The organism is Pseudomonas sp. WS 5010 (genome assembly GCF_012985565.1).
Lineage (GTDB): Bacteria > Pseudomonadota > Gammaproteobacteria > Pseudomonadales > Pseudomonadaceae > Aquipseudomonas.
Map to the genome: position 1 here is coordinate 270,376 of NZ_JAAQWQ010000001.1, position 23,966 is coordinate 294,341.

At 60.5% G+C, this 23,966-nt stretch carries 19 protein-coding genes; 11 read left to right on the forward strand and 8 right to left on the reverse strand.

Annotated elements, in window-relative coordinates; all coding sequences use genetic code 11:
* Positions 1–140: 140 nt before the first annotated feature.
* On the reverse strand, positions 141–578 hold the full coding sequence (locus HBO11_RS01160; RefSeq protein ID WP_169954187.1) for a universal stress protein: 438 nt from the start codon (positions 576–578) through the stop codon (positions 141–143).
* Between the two features lie 105 nt (positions 579–683).
* Here HBO11_RS01160 and HBO11_RS01165 point away from each other — a divergent pair, with 105 nt between their 5' ends.
* Positions 684–1,121, forward strand: a complete 438-nt coding sequence (locus HBO11_RS01165) for a hypothetical protein (protein ID WP_169954186.1) — start codon at positions 684–686, stop codon at positions 1,119–1,121.
* Positions 1,122–1,294: 173 nt separating this feature from the next.
* On the opposite strand, the gene HBO11_RS01170 is transcribed toward HBO11_RS01165, so the two are convergent.
* Positions 1,295–1,636, reverse strand: a complete 342-nt coding sequence (locus HBO11_RS01170) for a hypothetical protein (RefSeq protein ID WP_169954185.1) — start codon at positions 1,634–1,636, stop codon at positions 1,295–1,297.
* Positions 1,637–1,653: 17 nt separating this feature from the next.
* Between HBO11_RS01170 and fadB the strand changes: the two genes are divergently transcribed.
* The 6 genes from fadB to HBO11_RS01200 all read left to right on the forward strand — a co-directional run bounded on the left by fadB (position 1,654) and on the right by HBO11_RS01200 (position 9,139).
* Positions 1,654–3,801 carry a fatty acid oxidation complex subunit alpha FadB gene (gene fadB / locus HBO11_RS01175; protein ID WP_029300084.1) on the forward strand — a complete coding sequence of 716 codons (2,148 nt, stop codon included), beginning with the start codon at positions 1,654–1,656 and terminating at the stop codon, positions 3,799–3,801.
* 29 nt (positions 3,802–3,830) lie between these two features.
* Positions 3,831–5,006, forward strand: a complete 1,176-nt coding sequence (gene fadA / locus HBO11_RS01180; RefSeq protein WP_005786153.1) for an acetyl-CoA C-acyltransferase FadA — start codon at positions 3,831–3,833, stop codon at positions 5,004–5,006.
* 94 nt (positions 5,007–5,100) lie between these two features.
* On the forward strand, positions 5,101–5,337 hold the full coding sequence (locus HBO11_RS01185; protein WP_029300088.1) for a DUF1653 domain-containing protein: 237 nt from the start codon (positions 5,101–5,103) through the stop codon (positions 5,335–5,337).
* 114 nt (positions 5,338–5,451) lie between these two features.
* Entirely contained in the window at positions 5,452–8,073 is a 2,622-nt protein-coding gene (gene topA / locus HBO11_RS01190) for a type I DNA topoisomerase (protein ID WP_169954184.1), read from the forward strand.
* Positions 8,074–8,202: 129 nt separating this feature from the next.
* Positions 8,203–8,724 carry a DUF6586 family protein gene (locus HBO11_RS01195; protein ID WP_076961269.1) on the forward strand — a complete coding sequence of 174 codons (522 nt, stop codon included), beginning with the start codon at positions 8,203–8,205 and terminating at the stop codon, positions 8,722–8,724.
* 181 nt (positions 8,725–8,905) lie between these two features.
* Positions 8,906–9,139 carry a hypothetical protein gene (locus tag HBO11_RS01200; protein ID WP_026136850.1) on the forward strand — a complete coding sequence of 78 codons (234 nt, stop codon included), beginning with the start codon at positions 8,906–8,908 and terminating at the stop codon, positions 9,137–9,139.
* A gap of 149 nt (positions 9,140–9,288) precedes the next feature.
* Here HBO11_RS01200 and sulA read toward each other — a convergent pair whose 3' ends face one another.
* Together sulA and lexA are read right to left on the reverse strand one after the other, a co-directional pair.
* The gene (gene sulA / locus HBO11_RS01205; RefSeq protein WP_169954183.1) at positions 9,289–9,768 is read right to left on the reverse strand and encodes an SOS-induced cell division inhibitor SulA; all 480 of its coding nucleotides are present in this window, start codon (positions 9,766–9,768) and stop codon (positions 9,289–9,291) included.
* Positions 9,769–9,778: 10 nt separating this feature from the next.
* Positions 9,779–10,387: a transcriptional repressor LexA gene (gene lexA / locus HBO11_RS01210; protein ID WP_029300096.1), complete on the reverse strand. Its 609-nt coding sequence runs from the start codon at positions 10,385–10,387 to the stop codon at positions 9,779–9,781.
* A 263-nt stretch (positions 10,388–10,650) separates the two neighbouring features.
* On the opposite strand from lexA, the gene HBO11_RS01215 reads away from it, so the two are divergent.
* Together HBO11_RS01215 and nagZ are read left to right on the forward strand one after the other, a co-directional pair.
* Positions 10,651–11,358 carry a TetR/AcrR family transcriptional regulator gene (locus HBO11_RS01215; protein ID WP_169954182.1) on the forward strand — a complete coding sequence of 236 codons (708 nt, stop codon included), beginning with the start codon at positions 10,651–10,653 and terminating at the stop codon, positions 11,356–11,358.
* 140 nt (positions 11,359–11,498) lie between these two features.
* Positions 11,499–12,509, forward strand: coding sequence for a beta-N-acetylhexosaminidase (gene nagZ / locus HBO11_RS01220; protein WP_169954290.1), 1,011 nt, complete (start codon positions 11,499–11,501; stop codon positions 12,507–12,509).
* 123 nt (positions 12,510–12,632) lie between these two features.
* Here nagZ and HBO11_RS01225 read toward each other — a convergent pair whose 3' ends face one another.
* From HBO11_RS01225 to mfd, 3 genes are read right to left on the reverse strand one after another with little or no spacing between them, the layout of a single operon-like run.
* Positions 12,633–15,326 carry a DEAD/DEAH box helicase gene (locus HBO11_RS01225; RefSeq protein WP_169954180.1) on the reverse strand — a complete coding sequence of 898 codons (2,694 nt, stop codon included), beginning with the start codon at positions 15,324–15,326 and terminating at the stop codon, positions 12,633–12,635.
* Between the two features lie 9 nt (positions 15,327–15,335).
* Positions 15,336–15,905: a CsiV family protein gene (locus HBO11_RS01230; RefSeq protein ID WP_169954179.1), complete on the reverse strand. Its 570-nt coding sequence runs from the start codon at positions 15,903–15,905 to the stop codon at positions 15,336–15,338.
* 10 nt (positions 15,906–15,915) lie between these two features.
* Positions 15,916–19,365: a transcription-repair coupling factor gene (gene mfd / locus HBO11_RS01235; protein ID WP_169954178.1), complete on the reverse strand. Its 3,450-nt coding sequence runs from the start codon at positions 19,363–19,365 to the stop codon at positions 15,916–15,918.
* Positions 19,366–19,703: 338 nt separating this feature from the next.
* Between mfd and HBO11_RS01240 the strand changes: the two genes are divergently transcribed.
* Positions 19,704–21,167, forward strand: a complete 1,464-nt coding sequence (locus HBO11_RS01240) for a glyceraldehyde-3-phosphate dehydrogenase (RefSeq protein WP_076961276.1) — start codon at positions 19,704–19,706, stop codon at positions 21,165–21,167.
* 176 nt (positions 21,168–21,343) lie between these two features.
* Here HBO11_RS01240 and HBO11_RS01245 read toward each other — a convergent pair whose 3' ends face one another.
* Positions 21,344–22,642 (reverse strand): MFS transporter, encoded by a 1,299-nt coding sequence (locus tag HBO11_RS01245; protein WP_169954176.1) that lies wholly within the window; start codon positions 22,640–22,642, stop codon positions 21,344–21,346.
* Between the two features lie 263 nt (positions 22,643–22,905).
* Between HBO11_RS01245 and HBO11_RS01250 the strand changes: the two genes are divergently transcribed.
* Positions 22,906–23,919 (forward strand): FAD:protein FMN transferase, encoded by a 1,014-nt coding sequence (locus HBO11_RS01250; RefSeq protein WP_169954175.1) that lies wholly within the window; start codon positions 22,906–22,908, stop codon positions 23,917–23,919.
* Positions 23,920–23,966 lie beyond the last annotated feature (47 nt).

Genomic DNA, 23,966 nt, shown 5'->3' on the forward strand with positions numbered 1-23,966 from the left:
CACCGGTTTTTTTATATGAAATGCATTTCAATAGGTAGGAGCTGGCTTGCCTGCGATAGCGGTATGCCAGCCACCAGATGTATCAACTGACAGACTGCTATCGCAGGCAAGCCAGCTCCTACATTTGATTTGCAGTGTTCTTACGAGCTTTTTACCAGCTTCACTGCCAGTACGTCGCAAGGCGCGCCGTGCAGTACATCGTTGGCAGTGGAGCCCAGCAGCAACGCCAAGCCGTGACGACCATGGCTGCCGACCACGATCAGGTCGCAGCTCTGTTCCTTGGCCAGGTGGTGGATTTCCTGGCGCGGCTGGCCATAGGTCAGGTGGCTTTGGTCTTTTTTCAGCGCGGGATACTTGTCAATCAGTCGGTCCAGGCGCTCCTTGGCCTGGTCGAACTGCTGCTGTTGCAGTTGCGAAAGATCCATCGGCACGTCGCCGCCAAAGGCCATGGCCATGGGTTCGACGATATGCACCAGGGACAGCTTCACGGTATCGCCGGCAATGGCCACGGCGCGCTTGATCACCGGATCGCACTCTTCGGTCAGGTCCACGGCGACCAGAATATGTTCGTAAGTCATGAGGCGTTCCTCCAGGGGACTGCAATAAGTTCAGTATGGCTGCTTTCAAGCGGATGGGGTTGAGTCAGGTCAAATCCGCTCATCTAGAAATTCGGGAGTACACATATGACGGTCTGGATAGTGGTGTCAATCCTTCTAGTGGTCTTGAGCCCCCTGGCATGGTTGCGACCGTCGCGCCACCAGAGCGGGCGCATGGCCCTGCGCATGGAGGCGCGCCGCATCGGCCTGGCGATGCAATTGTCGCCCCAGGAGTGGCCGCACTGGCTCAAGCAAGAGCCGCCCAGCCCCTGTGCGCAGTACTGTCGGCCACGGCGCGGCAGCAAACCCGCACTCTGGGTTTACTGGCAGCAGGAGCCGGGGGTGTGGGTCAACCAATGGCAGGAAACCTGCGTGGACGAGAAGTTGTTGCCGCATTTTGCAACGCTGCCGGCCAATGTCTACAAAGTGGAGGCGGACAAGCAAATGATCGCCGTGTATTGGGGTGAGAAGGGCGAGTCCAGCGACTTGCAGGCCATCAGTGCGTTACTCAAGGCCTTGGCCTGACACACCCGTAGGAACCGGCTTGCCGGCGATAGGGCCGTTGAGCACGCCATCGCCGGCAATAAAACGTAGGCAATAAAAAGCCCGACATCATCATCGGGCTGGAACTGGCCAGGCAGGCCGGTAAATCTGTAATTCGTCACGCCGCGCATTCGCACAGGCGTTCTCACATGCGGCTAGCCTAGCCGGATATCCGCCGCTGTACAGGCCGTTGCTGGCTCTTTCGCATTATTGATCGGGTGAATGCCTGCGCATTGATTAGCCTTGGCGGTTATGAAATGACTGAAAAGTCGCGTTTTTACGGCGCTTTCGGGCGATTGACAATTGCCCGGAATTGGCTGAAGGTGGCGTACCCAAATCAAACGGGCGTATGAATTGAGTGTTTGTCTGTCAGGCATCTCATACATAATCCCGACTATCGCATTGGCGGGTGTGCCTGGCGCGTTGGTATGAGCATTGACGAAGTGATCAATGCCCGACCAGGGGCCAGCGTCCGATGTGTACTGTTCAGCTTCCATATCGTGGAGATCAGTTGATGATTTACGAAGGTAAAGCCATCACGGTTAAGGCTCTTGAAAGTGGCATCGTCGAATTGAAATTCGACCTCAAGGGTGAGTCCGTCAACAAGTTCAACCGTCTAACCCTGAACGAACTGCGTCAGGCCGTAGACACCATCAAGGCTGATGCATCGATCAAGGGTGTGATCGTCTCCAGCGGCAAAGACGTGTTCATCGTCGGCGCTGACATCACCGAATTCGTCGACAACTTCAAGCTGCCCGATGCCGAGCTTGTGGCTGGCAACCTCGAAGCCAACAAGATTTTCAGCGATTTCGAAGACCTCAACGTGCCGACCGTTGCCGCGATCAATGGCATCGCTCTGGGCGGCGGTCTGGAAATGTGCCTGGCCGCGGACTTTCGCGTCATGGCCTCCAGCGCGAAAATCGGCCTGCCGGAAGTCAAGCTGGGCATCTACCCGGGCTTCGGCGGTACCGTACGCCTGCCGCGTATTATCGGTGCCGACAACGCCATCGAGTGGATTGCCGCCGGCAAGGAAAACCGTGCTGAAGACGCGCTGAAAGTCGGCGCCGTGGATGCCGTGGTTGCTCCGGACAAACTCGCAGAAGCTGCACTGAACCTGATCAAGGGCGCCATCAGCGGCGAATTTGACTACAAGGCCAAGCGTCAGCCGAAGCTGGAAAAACTCAAGCTCAACGCCATCGAACAAATGATGTCGTTCGAAACCGCCAAGGGTTTCGTCGCCGGTCAAGCGGGCCCTAACTACCCGGCCCCGGTCGAAGCGATCAAGACCATCCAGAAAGCCGCGAACTTCGGTCGCGACAAGGCCCTGGAAATCGAAGCCGCCGGCTTCGTCAAACTGGCCAAGACTTCTGCTGCGCAGAGCCTGATCGGCCTGTTCCTGAACGATCAGGAGCTGAAGAAAAAGGCCAAGGCCTACGACGAAATTGCCAAAGACGTGAAACAGGCTGCCGTCCTCGGCGCCGGGATCATGGGCGGTGGTATTGCCTATCAGTCGGCGTCCAAAGGCACGCCGATCCTGATGAAAGACATCAACGAGCACGGTATCGAGCAAGGTCTGGCGGAAGCCGCCAAGCTGCTGGTAGGCCGCGTTGATAAAGGTCGCATGACCGCTGCGAAGATGGCTGAAGTGCTTAACGGCATTCGTCCTACGCTGTCCTACGGTGATTTCGGCCACGTCGACCTGGTGGTCGAAGCGGTTGTCGAGAACCCGAAGGTCAAGCAGGCGGTCCTGGCTGAAGTTGAGGCCCAGGTCAAAGAAGACACGATCCTGGCTTCCAACACCTCGACCATTTCCATCACCTTGCTGGCCAAGGCCCTCAAGCGTCCGGAAAACTTCGTCGGCATGCACTTCTTCAACCCGGTGCACATGATGCCGCTGGTAGAAGTGATCCGTGGCGAGAAGTCCAGCGAGCTGGCAGTTGCCACCACCGTTGCCTACGCCAAGAAAATGGGCAAGAACCCGATCGTGGTCAACGACTGCCCGGGCTTTTTGGTCAACCGCGTGCTGTTCCCGTACTTCGGTGGTTTCGCCAAGCTGGTCAGTGCTGGCGTGGACTTTGTGCGTATCGACAAGGTCATGGAAAAATTCGGTTGGCCAATGGGCCCGGCGTACCTGATGGACGTGGTCGGTATCGACACCGGCCACCATGGTCGCGACGTCATGGCTGAAGGCTTCCCGGACCGCATGAAAGACGACCGTCGCTCGGCTGTCGATGCGCTGTACGAAGCCAAGCGCCTGGGCCAGAAGAATGGCAAGGGTTTCTATGCCTACGAGACCGACAAGAAAGGCAAGCAGAAGAAAGTTGCCGATCCATCGGTTCACGAAGTGCTGGCGCCAATCGTCTACGAGCAGCGTGAGGTGTCCGACGAGGACATCATCAACTGGATGATGATCGCCCTGTGCCTGGAAACCGTGCGTTGCCTGGAAGATGGCATCGTCGAAACCGCTGCCGAAGCCGATATGGGCCTGGTGTACGGTATTGGCTTCCCTCCATTCCGTGGTGGTGCGCTGCGTTACATCGACTCGATCGGTGTGGCCGAGTTCGTTGCCCTGGCTGATCAGTACGCTGATCTGGGCCCGCTGTACCACCCGACCGCGAAGCTGCGCGAGATGGCCAAGAATGGCCAGAGCTTCTTCGGTTAAGTGCCCAGACGACTAGAGCGAGAATATTTATGAGCTTGAATCCAAGAGACGTCGTGATTGTCGACTTCGGTCGTACTCCGATGGGCCGCTCCAAGGGCGGCATGCACCGCAACACCCGTGCCGAAGACATGTCGGCGCACCTGATCAGCAAGCTGCTGGAACGCAACGTCAAGGTCGACCCGAACGAAGTCGAGGACGTGATCTGGGGCTGCGTCAACCAGACCCTGGAGCAGGGCTGGAACATCGCGCGCATGGCCTCCTTGATGACCCAGATCCCGCACACCGCTGCCGGCCAGACCGTCAGCCGCCTGTGTGGTTCGTCCATGAGCGCACTGCACACCGCCGCCCAGGCGATCATGACCGGCAACGGTGATGTGTTTGTGGTCGGTGGCGTGGAGCACATGGGCCACGTCAGCATGATGCACGGCGTCGATCCTAACCCGCACATGTCGCTGTACGCGGCGAAAGCCTCGGGCATGATGGGCCTGACCGCAGAAATGCTCGGCAAGATGCATGGCATCACCCGTGAAGCCCAGGACGCCTTCGGCCTGCGCTCCCACCAGTTGGCCCACAAGGCGACTGTGGAAGGCAAGTTCAAGGATGAAATCATCCCGATGAACGGCTATGACGAGAACGGTTTCCTGAAACTGTTCGACTACGACGAAACCATTCGTCCGGACACCACCCTGGAAAGCCTGGCGGCCTTGAAGCCGGCATTCAACCCAAAGGGCGGCACCGTGACTGCCGGTACTTCGTCGCAGATCACCGATGGTGCTTCGTGCATGATCGTGATGTCGGCCCAGCGTGCCCAGGACCTGGGGATCCAGCCTCTGGCAGTGATCCGTTCCATGGCTGTGGCGGGTGTGGACCCGGCGATCATGGGCTATGGTCCAGTACCGGCCACACAAAAAGCCTTGAAGCGCGCAGGTCTGAGTATCTCCGACATCGACTTCTTCGAGCTCAACGAAGCTTTCGCCGCACAGGCCCTGCCAGTGCTGAAAGATTTGAAAGTACTCGACAAGATGAACGAGAAGGTTAACCTGCACGGCGGTGCAATCGCCCTGGGCCACCCATTTGGTTGCTCCGGTGCGCGTATCTCCGGCACCTTGCTTAACGTGATGAAGCAAAATGGCGGCAACCTTGGGGTTGCAACCATGTGCATTGGTCTCGGCCAAGGCATTTCTACCGTCTTCGAACGCGTCTAAGCGTTGGGTTGACGGAAGCCGGGGCCCAGTGCCCCGGCTTTTGTTTTTTGGAATTTTTAATTTTTTTTTATAAATTTTGTAAGAGGGCCAGAGCATGAAAGTCGAACCAGGGCTCTACCAGCATTATAAAGGTCCCAAGTACCGCGTTTTTAATGTGGCGCGGCACTCCGAGACCGAAGAAGAAGTGGTGTTCTACCAAGCACTGTATGGCGATTACGGCTTTTGGGTGCGCCCCTTGAGCATGTTCCTGGAGACCGTCGAAGTTGACGGCAAGCAGGTCCCGCGCTTTGCTTTGGTGCAGGTCGAACCCAGTCTTTTTTCAGGGCAATAACGGCAGGTTGCGCAGAATGCTGTGCTTGACCTCGCTGTGTTGCCACTATATATAGCGTTGCCGCGTCAGGCGCCAACCGCCTTTCTCTTCTCGAATTCAGGAATTTTCCGATCCATGGGCAAATCGCTGGTCATTGTGGAATCCCCGGCTAAGGCCAAGACCATCAACAAGTACTTGGGTAACGAGTACGTGGTGAAGTCGAGTATCGGCCATATCCGAGACCTGCCCACCAGCGGTTCGGCTAGCGCCAGCAAGGAGCCTGCTGCCAAGCGCGGCAAGGCGGCTGCGGGCGAAGGTCCGGTGCTCTCGCCTAAAGAGAAGGCGCGCAAGCAGCTGGTCTCGCGCATGGGTGTGGACCCGGATCATGGCTGGAAGGCCAAGTACGAAATCCTTCCGGGCAAGGAAAAGGTGATCGAGGAGCTGCGCCGGCTCGCCAAGGATGCTGACACCATCTATCTCGCGACGGACTTGGACCGCGAAGGGGAAGCCATTGCCTGGCACCTGCGCGAAGCCATCGGTGGGGACGACAGCCGCTATAAACGCGTGGTGTTCAACGAAATCACCAAGAAGGCGATCCAGGAAGCCTTCTCCAAGCCGGGCGAACTGGACATCGACCGCGTCAATGCCCAGCAGGCTCGGCGCTTCCTCGATCGCGTGGTCGGCTACATGGTCTCGCCGCTGTTGTGGGCGAAGATCGCCCGTGGCCTGTCCGCTGGTCGTGTGCAATCGGTAGCGGTCAAGCTGGTGGTGGAGCGTGAGCGCGAGATTCGTGCGTTCAACCCTGAAGAGTACTGGGAAGTCCACGCGGACCTCGGCACCGCCAAGGGCAATAACGTGCGCTTTGAAGTGGCCCGCGAGAAAGGCGAGGCCTTCAAGCCGCTCAACGAAGCCCAGGCCATGGCCGCGCTGGAGAAGCTCAAAGCTTCCAGCTACAGCATCGTCAAGCGTGAAGACAAGCCCACCAGCAGCAAGCCGTCGGCGCCGTTCATCACCTCCACCCTGCAACAGGCCGCGAGCAACCGCCTGGGCTTTGGCGTGAAGAAGACGATGATGATGGCCCAGCGTCTGTACGAAGCGGGCTACATCACTTATATGCGTACCGACTCCACCAACCTGTCGGTGGACGCGGTGGCGATGGCGCGTACTTATATTGAAAGCGAATTCGGCAAGAAGTACCTGCCGGAGAAGCCAAACGTCTATAGCAGCAAGGAAGGCGCACAAGAGGCCCACGAAGCGATTCGTCCCTCCGATGCCAATACCGAGCCAAGCAAGCTGAGCGGCATGGAGCGCGACGCTGAGCGCCTCTACGAGTTGATCTGGCGCCAATTCCTGGCTTGCCAGATGCTGCCGGCGCAATACCTGTCCACGACCGTCACAGTGGGTGCCGGGGACTTCGAGCTGCGCGCCAAGGGTCGTATCCTCAAGTTCGACGGCTATACCCGCGTGATGCCGCAAATTGCCAAGCCGGGCGATGACGACGTCCTGCCAGACATGGCCCAGGGCGATGCGCTGAAGCTGATCAAGCTCGACCCGAGCCAGCACTTCACCAAGCCGCCACCCCGTTATTCGGAAGCCAGCCTGGTCAAGGAAATGGAAAAACGCGGTATTGGTCGTCCTTCGACCTACGCGGCGATCATCTCCACCATCCAGGACCGCGGCTACGTGGCCCTGCATAACCGTCGTTTCTATTCGGAAAAGATGGGCGATATCGTTACCGAGCGTTTGTCCGAGAGTTTCTCCAACCTGATGGACTACGGCTTTACCGCCGGCATGGAAGAGAACCTCGATGACGTGGCCCAGGGCGAGCGCGATTGGAAAAACGTCCTCGACGAGTTCTATGGTGACTTCAAGAAAAAACTCGAAGTAGCCGAGAGCCCGGAAAACGGCATGCGCGCCAACCAGCCGGTGATGACGGATATTCCGTGCACCACCTGCGGCCGGCCGATGCAGATCCGTACCGCGTCTACCGGTGTGTTCCTGGGTTGCTCGGGCTATAGCCTGCCGCCCAAAGAGCGCTGCAAGGCCACCGTCAACCTGGTGCCGGGTGATGAAATCGCCGCTGACGACGAGGGTGAATCCGAGTCGCTGGTTTTGCGTGGCAAGCACCGTTGCCCGATCTGCAGCACGGCCATGGATGCCTACCTGCTGGACGAGAAGCACAAGCTGCACATCTGCGGTAACAACCCCGATTGCAACGGCTACGAGATTGAAGAAGGCACCTATCGCATCAAGGGCTATGAAGGCCCGAGCTTGGAATGCGACAAGTGCGGCAGCGAGATGCAGCTCAAGACCGGTCGCTTCGGCAAGTTCTTCGGTTGCACCAATCCGACCTGCAAGAACACCCGCAAGCTGCTGAAAAGCGGTGACGCGGCGCCGCCGAAGATGGATCCGGTGAAGATGCCCGAGCTCAAGTGCGAGAAGGTCAACGACACCTACATCCTGCGTGACGGCGCTTCGGGCCTGTTCCTGGCCGCCAGCCAGTTCCCGAAAAACCGCGAGACCCGTGCACCGCTGGTGATGGAGATCGTGCCGCACAAGGACGAGATCGATCCCAAGTACCACTTCCTGTGCGAAGCGCCGAAGAAGGATCCCGACGGTCGTCCGGCCGTGATCCGCTACAGCCGCAAGACCAAGGAGCAGTACGTGCAGACTGAAGTGGACGGCAAGCCTACGGGCTGGAAGGCGTTCTACGACGGTGGCAAGTGGAAGGTCGAGGACAAGCGCCAGGGCGCTTGATCCCGCTCCTGCATTGAAATAAAGGCCGCCTTCACAGGCGGCCTTTTGTTTTGCGCTTGCAGTGGGCTTGTCTCATCCGTGACACTGTTCAGCCAGCATCACGTTTATGTCGTTGTGGAGACTGCCGTCATGGCCAACGAACTCTATACCCGTACCAACCAGAAAATTTACTTCGCGGGTTTGTCCCTGGAAGCCCTTGGTCGTGCCGAGGAAGGGAAGGAGATGAATGCTATTGCGCTGGTCCAGGCGGGGCGAGAGTCGGCCTTGTTCCATCTGTATGGGGCTTTGCTGGGGTTGTGTCATGAAATTGCCGGTTTCTATCGCCTGCCCCAGGCGAATGCGCCTCGGGCCGAGGATATCCTGACCCGTGAGGTGCTCGAGTCTATGGCCATCCCCGAGTTGGCCGAGCTGGTGGAAATGGCCCGCAGCCCTGACAGTTGGCTGGCTCGCTTGTTGGCTGCCCATTCGGCGCTGTTCCAGCCGCCGCGTGTGCCGCACAAGCCCAAGGGCGATGTGACCCAGCCGTTGATCGTTGCGGTCAGCCTGGAAGAAGAAGGGCCGGAGCCGCTGAGCCGGGCTGAGTTGGAGAGCTGGCGCCAGGAGCTGAAGAAGCTGGCGATCCGCTTTCGGGATGGCTTGAACGAGTGCTGAGCGGCAGGGCACTGTAGGAGCCAGCTTGCCGAGCAATGCCAAGTTGACTGCCGGAGCGCTATCGCTGGCAAGCCAACGCCTACAGACCATTCATCAAGCCGTAAAGAAAGCTGTTCAGATCCTGAGCGAGGCCGCGTTGATGACTGATATAATGCCGGCCTTTCGTGGAGAACAGATTTTTATGCCAACGTCCTTTCTGGAAATTGTTGAATTGCCCGACGGCCGAATTGAGCTGCGCAGGGCTGAGGACGAGGGTTCTCTGGTGACTTTGGACTTTTCCGAGGACGCCAAGGCGTTCCTGCAAGGCCAGCATGTGGAAGTGGCAAAAGCCATGTTGAGCGTGGGTGTGCAGATGGCGGGGCGCCTGGCTGAAGGTGAGCCAGAGAAAGACGACGGTCCACGGGTTCTTCACTGAGTCCGTTTGTCGTTTTTAAGATTCAAATGTTCAATCGGCTTCTCAATTCTGTAGAAGCCTTGCGTCCATCGCAGGCACTGACCTGACGTCAGGCTGCAATCGGACGACCTGTACCACTCCCGATAACGCGTTGCGCGTCAGTCTCGGGCTTATCCCAATCGAATATTCAAGCTTTGTGCGTCGCCCGTGCGCGCTGCGCTGATCAACTGCTGCTTGGCCGAAGCACCCAGCGGGTTCAGCCAGCTGACAACAGTGTGACTACGCCCCAGGCGCAACGCTTCGCAGGTCAGTTGCTGGGCGCTCTGGGTGCCGCGCGGTTGCAGCAGCAGGATACGCTCGCGGTTCAGGCCTGCATCCCGCAGCCAAGCCTGGGTCAGGCTGGACGGCGGGGCGATCAGGGTCAGCCAGCGGGCGTCCTGTTCCTCGCTCAGGTCACGCAGGATTGGCGCCAGCAAGCTCAGGCAGTTCCCGGCAGCGCCACGCAACGACAATTCACTGAATACCTCCGGTTCGGCGGGGGCGGTCCATGGGGACTCCACCGTCTCGCTGAGGATAGGTGCAAGCGGCTGGGCCAAAAAGGCCTCAAACAGTGGCAGTTGTGTATGTTGTTGCGCATGTGGGAACTGCATGATGCCTCCGTTAGCGGCGAATAACGCCGACACTCAAGCCTTCGATCACCAGGTCCTGATCCTTCAGGTTGACTTCAATTGGCGAAAACTCGGGGTTTTCTGCCAGCAGCCATACTTTGCTGCCTTCGCGCTTGAAGCGCTTGACCGTCACTTCATCGCCGATGCGGGCCACGACGATCTGGCCGTTGCGCGCTTCGCGGGTGGTGTGTACGGCCAGCAGGTCGCCGTCGAAGATACCCACGTCCTTCATGCTCATGCCATGGACCCGCAACAGGTAATCGGCGCGAGGATGGAAGAAGGTCGGGTTGATATTGCAGGACTCTTCGACGTGCTGTTGTGCAAGAATCGGCGCACCGGCAGCGACCCGGCCGATGATCGGCAGCGTCGATTCGTCAGCCTTGGCTTCGAAGCCAGGGATACGAATGCCACGGGATGCGCCCGGGGTCATTTCGATTGCGCCCTTGCGGGCAAGGGCCTTCAGGTGTTCTTCGGCAGCATTGGGGGATTTAAACCCCAGCTCCAGGGCGATTTCTGCCCGGGTCGGCGGATAGCCGTTGTCGTCGAGGCAGCGCTTGATAAAAGCGAGAATCTCAGCTTGGCGTGGCGTCAGTTTTAGCATGTTGATCGCTCTGTCTTTTTATACAGTGACTGGGATTATATACAGTGAACTGCGCTTGGCAATCATCGTTTTTGCCGACTCCGCCGGACGGTCATCCGTCGGTCCTTGCAAAGCCCGGAGATAGCGCGGCCTACAGGCCGTTGAAGATGTGATTAAATAGGTGCGAATCGGGTGACTGCCCGGCCGGAAAACGGACCTGCAGGCTTGACATTGCACAAGGTGAAACGTATGTTTCAAACAAGTGTTTGTCAGGCGGAGTAGCCATGGCCCAGTCGGAAACCGTTGAACGCATTCTCGATGCTGCCGAGCAGTTGTTCGCGGAAAAAGGATTTGCTGAAACCTCATTGCGCCTGATCACGAGCAAAGCCGGGGTCAACCTGGCGGCAGTGAACTATCATTTCGGCTCGAAAAAAGCCCTGATCCAGGCCGTCTTCTCACGTTTTCTGGGGCCGTTCTGCATCAGCCTCGACCGTGAGTTGGAGCGGCGCCAAGCCAAGCCCGACAATAAGCCGAGCCTGGAAGACCTGCTGGAAATCCTCGTCGAACAAGCCCTGGTGGTGCAGCCACGCAGCGGCAACGACCTGTCGATCTTCATGCGCCTGCTGGGCCTGGCCTTCAGCCAGAGCCAGGGCCACTTGCGCCGTTACCTCGAAGACATGTACGGCAAGGTCTTCCGTCGCTATATGTTGCTGGTCAACGAGGCGGCGCCACGTATTCCGCCTATCGAATTGTTCTGGCGCGTGCACTTCATGCTCGGCGCAGCGGCGTTCAGCATGTCCGGGATCAAGGCTTTGCGCGCCATCGCCGAGACCGATTTTGGAGTCAACACCTCCATCGAGCAGGTCATGCGCCTGATGGTGCCGTTCCTGGCCGCTGGCATGCGCGCTGAAAGCGGTGTTACCGACCCGGCCATGGCGGCCGCCCAACTGCGCCCGCGCAGCAAGTCCGTACCGGTGGCGGCCAAGGTTTAGCCACTGGCGTCTGGGCGCAACCGCTTGCATCCGCTAAGCTAGCCGCCCATGCCGATTTCAACTAGTTACCCGCACCCCATCGCCTTGCCCGGCTCGACCTGGCGAAGCGGCGGGGTGCGCGCGTCATTCAAGGAAAATTTATGACTGCTGCCCTGCAAGGCTCTTTGATGGTGGACGTCGCCGGCACCTGGCTGACAGCTGAAGATCGCCACTTGTTGCGCCAGCCTGAAGTGGGCGGCCTGATCATTTTTGCGCGCAATATCGAGCATCCGCGCCAGGTGCGGGAATTGAGCGCCGCCATTCGTGCGGTGCGCCCGGACCTGCTGCTGGCCGTCGACCAGGAAGGCGGTCGGGTCCAGCGCCTGCGCCAGGGGTTTGTACGCCTGCCGGCCATGCGTGCGCTGGCGGACAATCCGAACGCCGAATACCTGGCCGAGCAGTGTGGCTGGGTCATGGCCACGGAAGTACTGGCAGTTGGCCTGGACCTGAGCTTCGCCCCCGTGCTGGACCTCGACTACCAGCGTAGCGCCGTCGTAGGCACGCGTTCGTTCGAAGGTGATCCCGAACGTGCAGCGCTGCTGGCCGGCGCCTTTATCCGGGGTATGAACAGCGCCGGCATGGCCGCCACCGGCAAGCACTTCCCGGGGCATGGCTGGGCGGAGGCAGATTCCCACGTCGCCATTCCCAATGATGAACGTAGCCTGGAACAGATTCGCACCCACGACCTGGTGCCCTTTGCGCGCCTGAGCAAGCAATTGGCCGCGGTCATGCCGGCCCACGTGATCTACCCGCAGGTCGATAACCAACCGGCCGGCTTCTCGCGCCGTTGGCTGCAAGACATTCTGCGCGGCGAGTTGCAGTTCGACGGGGTGATTTTCAGTGATGACCTGTCCATGGCCGGTGCCCATGTGGTGGGGGATGCGGCGAGTCGGATCGAGGCTGCGTTGAGTGCTGGCTGCGACATGGGCCTGGTGTGCAATGACCGTGCGGCCGCCGAGCTGGCCCTGAGTGCCGCCCAGCGCATGAAGGTCACGCCGTCGGCGCGCATTGCCCGTATGCGTGGGCAGGCGATTGCGTCGACTGACTACAAGCAGCACCCACGTTGGTTGGCGGCGCTCGGCGCGCTTCGGGATGCGCAGTTGATCGAATGAGATTGAGCTGCGCCCATCGCAGGCAAGCCCGCTCCCACATTTGATTTGTGGCGGTACCAAAAATCTCTGCCCCAGTGAGCCCCCCCTGTGGGAGCGGGCTTGCCCGCGATAGCTATCTAACTATCAACGCTTCTCTAGCTTTTGGGGCAATGGCGCGAACAGCGCCTCGATATCTTCGTTGCCCAACTTCCAGTCGCCCGTGGTACGACCATCCAGCACACCCGCCGCCAGGTCTGACTTTTCTTGCTGCAACGCCTGGATCTTCTCTTCCACGGTGCCCCGGGCAATCATCTTGTAGACGAATACCGGCTTCTCCTGGCCGATGCGATACGCACGGTCAGTCGCCTGGTTTTCCGTGGCTGGGTTCCACCAGGGGTCGTAGTGGATCACGGTATCGGCTTCGGTCAGGTTAAGCCCCACGCCGCCAGCCTTGAGGCTGATCAGGAAGATCTGCAGCCTGCCACTCTGGAAGTCCTTGACCGGCGTGCGCCGGTCGCGGGTCTGGCCGGTCAGCAAGGCATAGGCGACCCCGCGTTTTTTTAGTTCGATCTCAATCAGGCTGAGCATTGAGGTGAACTGCGAGAACAGCAAAATCCTGCGCCCTTCGGCAAACAGCTCGTCGAGCATCTCCATCAGGCTGTCGAGCTTGCCGGAACTGCTGCCGCGCGCGGGCGGGGTGGCGTCGTTCACCAGGCGCAGGTCGCAGCAGACCTGGCGCAGCTTGAGCAGCGCTTCCAGAATGATGATCTGGCTACGAGCCACGCCCTTGCGGGTGATCTCGTCGCGCACCTTCTTGTCCATGGCCAGGCGCATGGTTTCGTACACATCACGCTGGGCTTCGTTGAGATCGACCCAGTGGATGATCTCAGTCTTGGGCGGCAATTCAGTGGCCACCTGTTCTTTGGTACGGCGTAGCAGGAACGGCTTGATCCGACCGTTGAGGTGTTGCAATCGCACGTCGCTGCCGCGTTTTTCGATGGGCACGCGGTAATCACGGTTGAAGCTTTTTACATCGCCCAACCAACCCGGCAGCAGGAAGTGGAACAGCGACCACAGTTCGCCCAGGTGGTTTTCCAGGGGCGTGCCGCTCAGGCACAGGCGCTGGCGTGCATTCAGCTCGCGGGCGGCCTGGGCGGCCTTGCTGGTGGGGTTCTTGATGTATTGGGCTTCGTCGAGGATCAGCACATGCAGCGGCTGCGCGGCCAGTTGCTCGATGTCTTTGGGCAACAGGGCGTAGGTGGTCAGCAGCAGGTCGTAATCCTGTAACTGGGCGAAGTGTTTCTTGCGCCCGGCACCGTACAGCGCCAATACCTTGAGCTGCGGGGTGAAGTGCGCGGCCTCGTCGAGCCAGTTGGGGATCAGGCTGGTGGGCATCACCACCATGCACGGCCGGTCCAGGCGCCCGGCGATTTTTTCGCTGAGAATATGTGCCAGGGTCTGCAGGGTTTTGCCCAGGCCCATGTCGTCCGCGAGAATCCCGCCCACTTCCAGTTGGCGCAGGGACTGCATCCAGCTCAGGCCTTCGAGCTGATAGGGGCGCAACGTGGCGTTCAGGCCTTTGGGGGCGGTGCAGGTGAAGTCCTTGATGTCGCGCAGGCGCTGGGCAAAGCTGCGGATCTGCTCGCCGCCTTCCCATTGCAGGGGCAGGTCCTCCAGCGGGTTGAGCCGAGTGGCGTCGGCCTTGGCCAGGCGCAAGGTAGTTGTGCCGGGCTCTTGCAGGTAGAACTCGCCGAGGGTCGCCAGCACCGGTTTGAGCCGGCCATAGGGCAGGGCGACTTGCAGTGGGCCGTGGCCACCGTTGGGTAGGCCGGGGATGTTCACCAGGATCAGTTCGTCGTCGCGACGGCGCGCGAGTTTTTCCGGGTTGAGGATTTCGGTGTGGGAGCGCATCAGGTTCAACAGGATCGGCAACAGGCTCAGCCGTTCGCCATTGACGATGATCCCCAGCTCCAGGTCGAACCAGTCGCGCTCCGGCACTTCATCGACGCTGGCGTACCAGTCATCGACCGGGCTCAGGTCAAAGCCGAAATCCTCATCGATCTGCAGCTCCCAGCCTTCAGCGCGCAGGCTCGGCGAGGCGTTGAGGGTGAAGTTCAGCCAGGCGCTGTCATTGACCATCTCAAACAACTCGCCGGCGCTTTCCGGCAGGGCCTTGCTCTGGCGGGTGGCGATCTTGAAGCCAAGCAGGCGCAGGTGTTCGCGAAAGCCTTGTTCCACCTCGGGGTGACGCTTGATCCGCAGGCTCTGGGTTTCCTGGCGCACGATGATATCGGCGTTTTTCTGGCCGCTGACGTAATTGCCCAGGTAATTGAACGACAGCGCCGCCCGGTGCTGGATATAGCGCTGCATCTTGCCGTTGCGCGGCTCAAAGGCGCTGAACTCGATGCTGGCCAGCCACAGCCGTGGAATCGGCTGCACGTCCTCAAGCACCACTTGCGGCAGGACCACGCGGTTATCCAGCACGGCCTGCAGCTTCTCCAGCAGTTCGGCATCCTTGGCCGCTGCCGGGTAGGCCAGGGTTTCCTGGACCTGCAGCAGCACCGCCGCGATGTGTTTGCAATTGGTGTGCACGGGGCAGGTGCAGCGGCTGTCCACCAGGATCAGGGTGCCTTTGGCCGACTCGCGCAGAGAGATGGTCTGGCGATACACATTGCCGCCCGAGCCTTCGCAACTGGCGATGATGGTGCTGTCGCCCGACTCGACAATCCGCACGCGGTTTTCCAGGGCGTAGCGCCGGCCGCGCTCCAGGCTTTGTTCCTTGAAGCGGTTGGCCCAGGAGGGGGCCAGGGGCTTGGTCAGCGAGGGCGTCAGGGGCATGGCGCTGGATCAGTCCGCGAGGCCGGGCGGCGGTGCGCTCGGTGGCTTGGCGGTGAGGGAGGTGATCTTGATCAGCAAGGCCAGGTGGCCGCCGTCCAGGTAGTTGAGTTGGTTGTTCTTGGTGCGCACGTCTGGCTGGCTCAGGTGTTCGCTGGCAATCACGCTGCCGTTGTTGTCGAACTGATTGAGCCACAGGCTTGCGTCAATACGGGTAAAGCGCCCCAGTTGCAGGTCCAGGGTGCCCTGGATGGGGTACTGGCCGAACTGTTCCTGGCCGTCGGTGATTTTCACCTTCACCGGCTGCTCGCCCAGGTTCTGTTCCCAGGCCTTGTGCAGCAGTACGGTGTAGTCGCCATTGGCCTGGAGTTTCTCGACGATGTTGTTCAGGCGCGGCGGGCTGATTTTCTCGACCCCTTGGCGTGGCGCCCCGGCGGCCCAGTCTTCCGGGGCTGGCCGGCTGTTGATCACCGGCTCCGCATTCTGGCGGATCAGGATCATTTCCACCTGGTAGAGGCTGTCGGCAAACGCCGAAGGTGCAACTACCACCAACAACAGGCTCAGGATACGAAGCAGGCGCATGGGGCGTCCTTCAAGCAGATTTCGGGATGAGGCGCTCAAACAGCGCCTCCAATGTATTAAAGCGCTCTTCTGCACGTTCCATCGGCACCATGAACTTGAACAGCGTGGCGCCTTCGAATTTGTAGCGGTTGGGCTGGCCCTGGATCAACTTGATCAGGACCAGCGGGTCTACCGGCGTCTGCGCTTCGAACTCGATACGCCCGCCCTGCGGCCCGGCGTCGACCTTCTTGATCCCCAGTTGCTCGGCCTGCAGTTTGAGCAGGGTCAGGCGTACCAGGTTCTTGGTCGGTTCCGGCAACAGGCCGAAGCGGTCGATCATCTCCACTTGCAGGTCCTTGAGGCCTTCTTCGTCGGTGGCCGAGGCGATGCGCTTGTACAGGATCAGCCGTGCATGCACATCCGGCAGGTAGTCCTCGGGAATCAACGCCGGCAGGCGCAGGTTGATTTCCGGGCCGCCGCCCAGGGGTTGATCGAGGTTCGGTTGCTCGCCTTTGCGGATGGCCTTTACCGCCCGCTCGAGCATCTCCATATAGAGGGTAAAGCCCACGGCCTGGATCTGCCCGCTCTGGCCGTCGCCCAGCAGTTCGCCGGCGCCACGGATTTCCAGGTCGTTGGTGGCAAGCACAAAGCCTGCGCCCAGGTCCTGGGTGTTGGCGATGGCTTCCAGGCGCTTTTCGGCGTCGCCAGTGATTTGCTGGCGTGGTGGCGTCAGCAGGTAGGCATAGGCCTGGTGGTGGCTGCGACCGACCCGGCCACGCAATTGGTGCAGTTGCGCCAGGCCGAACTTGTCGGCGCGCTCGATGATGATGGTGTTGGCGCTCGGCACGTCGATGCCGGTCTCGATGATGGTCGAGGCGATCAGCACGTTGAAGCGCTTGTGGTAGAAGTCGCTCATCACCTGTTCGAGTTCGCGCTCGCGCATCTGCCCGTGGCCGATGCCGATCCGTGCTTCCGGCACCAGTTCGGCGAGGTCGGCGGCGCATTTCTCGATGGTTTTCACATCGTTGTGCAGGTAGTAGACCTGGCCGCCGCGCAGCAACTCGCGCAGCAGGGCTTCCTTGATCGTGCTGTTGTTCTGCTCCATGACGAAGGTGCGCACCGACAGGCGTCGCGCCGGCGGCGTGGCGATGATCGACAGGTCGCGCATGCCCGACACCGCCATGTTCAACGTGCGCGGGATTGGCGTGGCGGTCAGGGTCAGGATATCGACCTCGCTGCGCAGGGCCTTGAGCTGCTCCTTCTGGCGCACGCCAAAGCGGTGCTCTTCGTCGATGATCACCAGGCCCAGGTTCTTGATCTTCACATCGTCCGACAGCAGCTTGTGCGTGCCGATCACGATATCGATCTTGCCTTCGGCCAGGTCGGCGACGGCGGCGTTGACTTCCTTGGCCGACTTGAAGCGGCTCATCACCTCCACGGTCACCGGCCAATCGGCGAAGCGGTCGCGAAAGCTGTTGTAGTGCTGCTGGGCGAGCAGGGTGGTCGGCACCAGGATTGCTACCTGGCGGCCGCCATGCACCGCGATGAACGCGGCGCGCATCGCCACTTCGGTCTTGCCAAAGCCCACGTCGCCGCAGACCAGGCGGTCCATGGGCTTGGGCGCAAGCATGTCGGCGCGCACCGCATCGATGGTGGTTTGCTGGTCCGGGGTTTCTTCGAAGGCGAAGCCGGCGCTGAACGTGGCGTAGTCGGCCTTCGGGTCGGCGAACGCATAACCTTCGCGGGCCGCACGGCGGGCATAGATGTCCAGCAGTTCGGCGGCCACGTCGCGCACCTGCTCGGCGGCCTTGCGCTTGGCCTTCTGCCAGGTCTCGGAGCCCAGGCGGTGCAACGGCGCCAGGGCGTCGTCGCTGCCGGTGTAGCGCGCGATCAGGTGCAGGTTGGCCACCGGCACGTAGAGCTTGGCGCCCTCGGCGTATTCCATGGTGAGGAATTCGGCGGCCTGGTTGTCGATCTCCAGGGTCTGCAGGCCCAGGTAGCGCCCCACGCCGTGGTCGATGTGCACCACCGGCGCGCCTTCGCGCAGTTCGGTGAGGTTCTTGATCACCGCGTCGTTGTTGGCGTCGGCGCGTTTTTCCCGGCGCCGGCGCTGCATCACGCGTTGGCCGAACAGCGGGCTCTCGGCAATCAACGCCAGGGCCGGATCATCCAGTTGCAGGCCTTCGTTCAGCGGCGCAATGGTGATCGCCAGGCGATCCTTGCCGGCGACAAAGTCTGGCCAGCTGTCGACGGTTTTTGGTCGCAGCTTCAGGCGTTCCAGCAACTCCAGTAGCACTTCGCGGCGCCCGGCGGATTCGGCGGTAAACAGCACACGACCGGGGAAGTCGCCGAGGAAGTCGGACAACGCTTGCAGCGGCTGGCTGGCCTTGGCCTCGATGGCCAGGTTGGGCAGGGCCTGGGCCGGGAAGCGCTCGCGACCGACGCCGGCTTCCACATCCTGCTGGCTGGCGACCACGCGCGGCCAGTTTTTCAGGCGGGCGAAGCAGTCCTCTACCGGCAGGAACAGCTCGGCAGGCGGCAATAAAGGCCGGGAGGGGTCGACGCGGCGTTCTTCATAACGGTTGCGCACGTCGTTCCAGAAGTTTTCCGCCGCCTGCTCGATGCCCGGCAGCGAGAACACCTGAGTGTCCTGGGGCAGATAATCGAACAGGGTCGAGGTTTCGTCGAAGAACAGCGGCAGGTAGTACTCGATACCGGCGGGCGTAATCCCGCTGCTCAGGTCCTGGAAGATCGGGCAACGACGGAAGTCCACGTCAAAGCGCTCGCGAAAGCGCGCCTTGAAGCGCGTGACCGCGTCTTTTTGCAGGGGGAACTCCCTGGCCGGCAGCAGTTTGATCGACTGTACTTTGTCGATGGAACGCTGGTTTTCCGGGTCGAAGGTGCGCAGGGTCTCGATTTCGTCATCGAACAGGTCGATGCGGTAGGGCAGTTTGCTGCCCATCGGGAACAAGTCGATCAGTGCCCCGCGCACGGCGAACTCACCATGTTCGTACACCGTATCGACGCAGCGGTAGCCACTGGCTTCCAGGCGCGTGCGCATTTGCTCCACGTCGAGCTTCTGGCCGATATCCAGCACCAGGCTGCTGCCCAGCAGGAACTTGGTCGGCGCCAGGCGGTGCAGCGCCGTAGTGATCGGCACCACCAGTACACCGTGGGCCAGTTCCGGCAAGCGGTACAGGCTGGCGATGCGCTGGGAGATGATGTCCTGGTGCGGCGAGAACAAGTCGTAGGGCAGGGTTTCCCAGTCCGGGAAGTGCAGCACCGGCAAATCGGGGGCGAAGAAGCTCAGCTCCTGCTCCAGCCGCTCGGCACTTTGGCTGTCGGCGGTCAGGAGCAGGGTAAAGCGCTTGGCTGCACTGGCAGCCTCGGCTATGGCCAGGCTCAGGGCGGCACCGGGCAGATTGCCCCAATGCTGTTTACCTGCCTGGGCAGGGAGTAGCGGTAGACGCAGGACGGGCACGGAAGGTTGAGCTCCAGCGTTGCGACAAAGTCGGTAATTGTAACGGCCTGGAGTGCCGCCTGTCAGTTGCTGACTGTGCCTATTACGGTTTGTAGGAAATGTAGTGGCTAAGACAAACAATGCGCGGTTTTGACTCAATATGTAGTGCCGAAATGCACATATGTTTCGGAGGGTTACGGATAAGTCGCCTGGGGCTCTCTCCGAGGGGTTCGCTGGAAGCCGCGTATTTACTGGCCTGTAGCGCGGTGAAAATTATTTGCAAGGGCTTTTGTTGCGTGACGCGCATTGCTCAGGGGGCGGTCGGGCGGCATAATGTAGCCCCTTTTTTCAGCCCCTACATGTGGAAGGTTCCCGTGACTCAGAAGCCCGACCAGTGTCTTGGTGAATGGATCGACCGTGAAGCACTCGCAGAAGCGATGATCCCGCTTATCGGTCAGCTGTACCGCAATAACAATGTGGTGAGCTCGATCTATGGCCGCAGCCTGATCAACCAATCAGTCATCGCGATTCTCAAGGCTCATCGCTTTGCTCGCCATCGTTCTGCCGACGATAGCGAACTCTCCGTCCACGAAACATTCCCTCTGCTTAAAGCCATGAGCGAGCTCAAGCTCGGCGCGGCCTCGGTAGACCTGGGCAAGTTGGCGTTCAAATTCCGCGCTCAAGGCAATGGCCGCAGCGCCGAGCAGTTCGTGCGTGAAGAGCTGGCCGACGTGGTTGGCCAGCAAAATGCCGCGTCCCGCAAAGGTACCGACGTGGTGCTGTACGGCTTCGGTCGTATCGGCCGCCTGCTGGCACGCATCCTGATCGAAAAAACCGGCGGTGGTGACGGCCTGCGCCTGCGGGCCATTGTCGTGCGCAAAGGCGCCGAGAATGACCTGACCAAGCGCGCCAGTCTCTTGCGCCGCGACTCGGTACACGGTTCGTTCAATGGCACCATCACCATCGACGAAGAAAACAACACCATCACCGCCAACGGTAACCTGATCCAGGTGATCTACGCGAAGAACCCGACCGAGGTGGATTACACCCAGTACGGCATCCAGAACGCCTTGCTGGTGGACAACACCGGCGTCTGGCGTGATGCCGACGGCCTGGGCCAGCACTTGGCGTGCCCAGGTATCGACCGCGTTGTGCTGACCGCGCCTGGCAAGGGCAAGCTGAAGAACATCGTTCACGGCATCAACCACAACGAAATCACCGCTGACGACAAGATCGTGTCTGCCGCTTCCTGCACCACCAACGCCATCGTGCCGGTGCTCAAGGCTGTGAATGACAAGTTCGGCATCATCAACGGTCACGTCGAAACCGTTCACTCGTACACCAACGACCAGAACCTGATCGACAACTTCCACAAGGGCGATCGCCGTGGCCGTAGCGCCGCGCTGAACATGGTGATCACCGAGACCGGTGCTGCCACCGCTGCTGCCAAGGCCCTGCCTGAGCTGGCCGGCAAGCTGACCGGTAACGCGATCCGTGTACCTACGCCGAACGTGTCGATGGCCATTCTCAACCTCAACCTTGAGAAAGCCGCCACCCGTGAAGAGATGAACGAGTACCTGCGCTACATGGCGCTGCACTCCGATCTGCATAAGCAAATCGACTTCGTCAATTCCCAGGAAGTGGTGTCCACCGACTTCGTTGGCTCGCGCCACGCCGGTGTGGTCGATGCTGAAGCGACCATCACCCAGGATAACCGCGTTGTACTGTACGTCTGGTACGACAACGAATTCGGTTACAGCTGCCAGGTGGTGCGCGTGATGGAAGACATGGCTGGGGTCAACCCGCCGGCGTTTCCGCGCTAAGCATTAGCGGTAGATGAAAAAGCCCCGACTGGTTCGGGGCTTTTTTGTGTCTGGGGGATTGTGTTGGATTTGAAGGCCTCATCGCGGGCAAGCCCGCTCCCACAGTTTGATTTGCGAATACATTCAAATGTGGGGGCGGGCTTGTCGGGCCGCCGCATCGCCGCGATAGCGATCTATCAGGCCCCACCGACTACCGAAGCCTGTGCAGTGCGCAGTTCATGCCGATTCCCCTTGAACAGCACCAGGGTCGCAATCAACCCCAGCACCGCCGCCCCACTGAGCCAGATCCCCGGCGCTGCCTTGTTATCCAGCACATGGATCAGGTAAGTGCAGGCGGCCGGGGTAAAGCCGCCAAAGGTTGCGGTCGCCAGGCTGTAGGCCAGGGAGAAACCTGTTGTGCGGACCTCCACTGGCATGATTTCGGTCAGGGCTACCACCATGGCGCCGTTATACGAGCCATACAGGAAGGACAGCCACAACAGCACGATCAGCAGGTGGCTGAAACTCGGATTGACCACCAGCCACGACAACGCCGGGTATGCCGTGAGAATCGCCAGAATCGTCGCGCCGAGCAGTAAGGGTTTGCGGCCGATCTTGTCGGACACGGCGCCCATCACCGGCAACCAGATAAAGTTGGAAATGCCCACGCACACGGTGACCAATAGCGCATCCAGGTCCGACAGGTGCAACTCGGCTTTGCCAAAGGTCGGTGTGTAGGCAGTGATCAGGTAGAACGACACGGTGGTCATCACCACCAGCGCCATGCCTGCCACGACGATGCCAAAGTTCTGACCAATGGAACGGATAATTTCCTGCAGGGTAGGGCGGTGTTTGCGCGCCTGGAACTCAGGCGTTTCTTCCAGGGAGCGGCGAATCACGAAGATCACCGGCACGATCAGGCAGCCGATCAGGAACGGCACGCGCCAGCCCCATTCGCCCATTTCCTCGGGGCTTAGCCAGTGGTTCAGGCCTACGCCCAGCAGGCCGGCGAAGACCACGGCGGCTTGCTGGCTGGCGGACTGCCAACTGACGAAGAAGCCCTTGCGCCCCGGCGTGGCGATTTCTGCCAGGTACACCGAAACCCCGCCCAGCTCGACACCCGCGGAGAAGCCTTGCAGCAACCGGCCAAGCAGCACGATCAGCGGCGCGGCCACCCCGAGCGTGGCGTAGCCGGGCACGCAGGCGATCAACACCGTACCGGCGGCCATCATGGCCAGGGTGATCACCAGGCCTTTTTTACGGCCATGGCGGTCGATGTAGGCACCGAGAAAAATCGCCCCCAGCGGGCGCATCAGGAACCCGGCACCGAAGGTCGCCAGGGACAACATCAGGGAGGCAAAGGCGCTGTCGGCAGGGAAGAAGGTCTTGGCGATGGCCGTGGCGTAGAAGCCGTAGACCATGAAGTCGAACATTTCGAGGAAGTTACCGCTGACAACGCGAAAGATCGCCTTGCCTTTGCCCGTGGTGCTGGACATGTCATTTACTCAACTGGCTATCTTGTTGGAAATCCCTGGTTGTTGTTCGTCCGTGCTGCAGAATCTGGGCGCGCGGTGGCGCCAAAGAGTTTTGTAACCATATGTGTATCCGTGTTGCCGAGCAACAAAAACCGTTAGCACGCTGGCTATTTGCCGCAAGTGGTCCTGAGCAGGCGACGACATGCCGCATAATGGCTCGCCCGGGAAATATGCTTGAGTGCGGCATCATTTTGGTTTTCAGCAGCGAGAAGGTTGTGTGGCTTATGGGCGGTTTGCGATACGTAGTGGTGGGCGCTGCACTGGCGATCCTGGCGGGCTGCGGTAAAGGTGAGCCCCTGGAGGCTTTTGGCGGCCCGACCATGGGCAGCACTTATTCGATCAAGTACGTCCGCACCCCCGGTACGCCGGCGGCCAGTGCTGTACAGCCGCAAGTCGAGCGCATCCTTGCCGAGGTCGACCGGCAGATGTCGACCTATCGCAGCGATTCCGATATCGAGCGTTTCAACGACCTGCCGGCCAACCGCTGTCAGGCGATGCCCGAATCGATCCTGCGGTTGGTGCGCACGGGCGAGCAACTGTCCCAGGCCAGTGGCGGCGCTTTTGACCTGACGGTCGAGCCGCTGCTGAACCTGTGGGGTTTTGGCCCCCAGGCGCGCCAGGTAAAAGTCCCGGAGCCCATCGCGCTGGCCCTGGCGCGCCAGCGGGTCGGCCATCAACACCTGCGTATCGACGCTGGCCAGTTGTGCAAGGATGCGGCGGTACAGGTGGACTTCAACAGCATCGCCGCCGGCTATACGGTGGACCGGATTGCCGAGCGGCTTGATCAGTTGGGCATTGAGCGGTACCTGGTCGAAGTGACCGGCGAGCTCAAGGCCGCCGGGCGCAAACCTGACGGTACGCCCTGGCGTGTGGCCCTGGAGGAGCCCCGCGATGACCAGCAGGTCGCTGAGCGCGTTATCGCAGTGGACGGCTTTGGCGTGTCTACTTCAGGTGACTATCGCAATTATTTCCAGCAGGATGGTCGCCGCTATTCCCACACCCTCGATGCGCGAACCGGTGCGCCGATCACCCATCACCTGGCGTCGGTCACGGTGCTGGAGGCTTCGGCGTTGATGGCCGATGGCTTGTCGACGTTGCTGCTGGTGCTGGGGCCTGAAGAAGGCTGGGACTATGCAGAAAAACACCAGATCGCGGCGTTTTTTGTGATGCGAGAGGGGGATGCTTTCGTCACACGCAGCAACAAAGCGTTCGAACAACTGACGGCGGTCAAGCCGTAATCAATACTGTGTAGTAAAGGCAAAACTGGCCTACGACGCGACCAAGG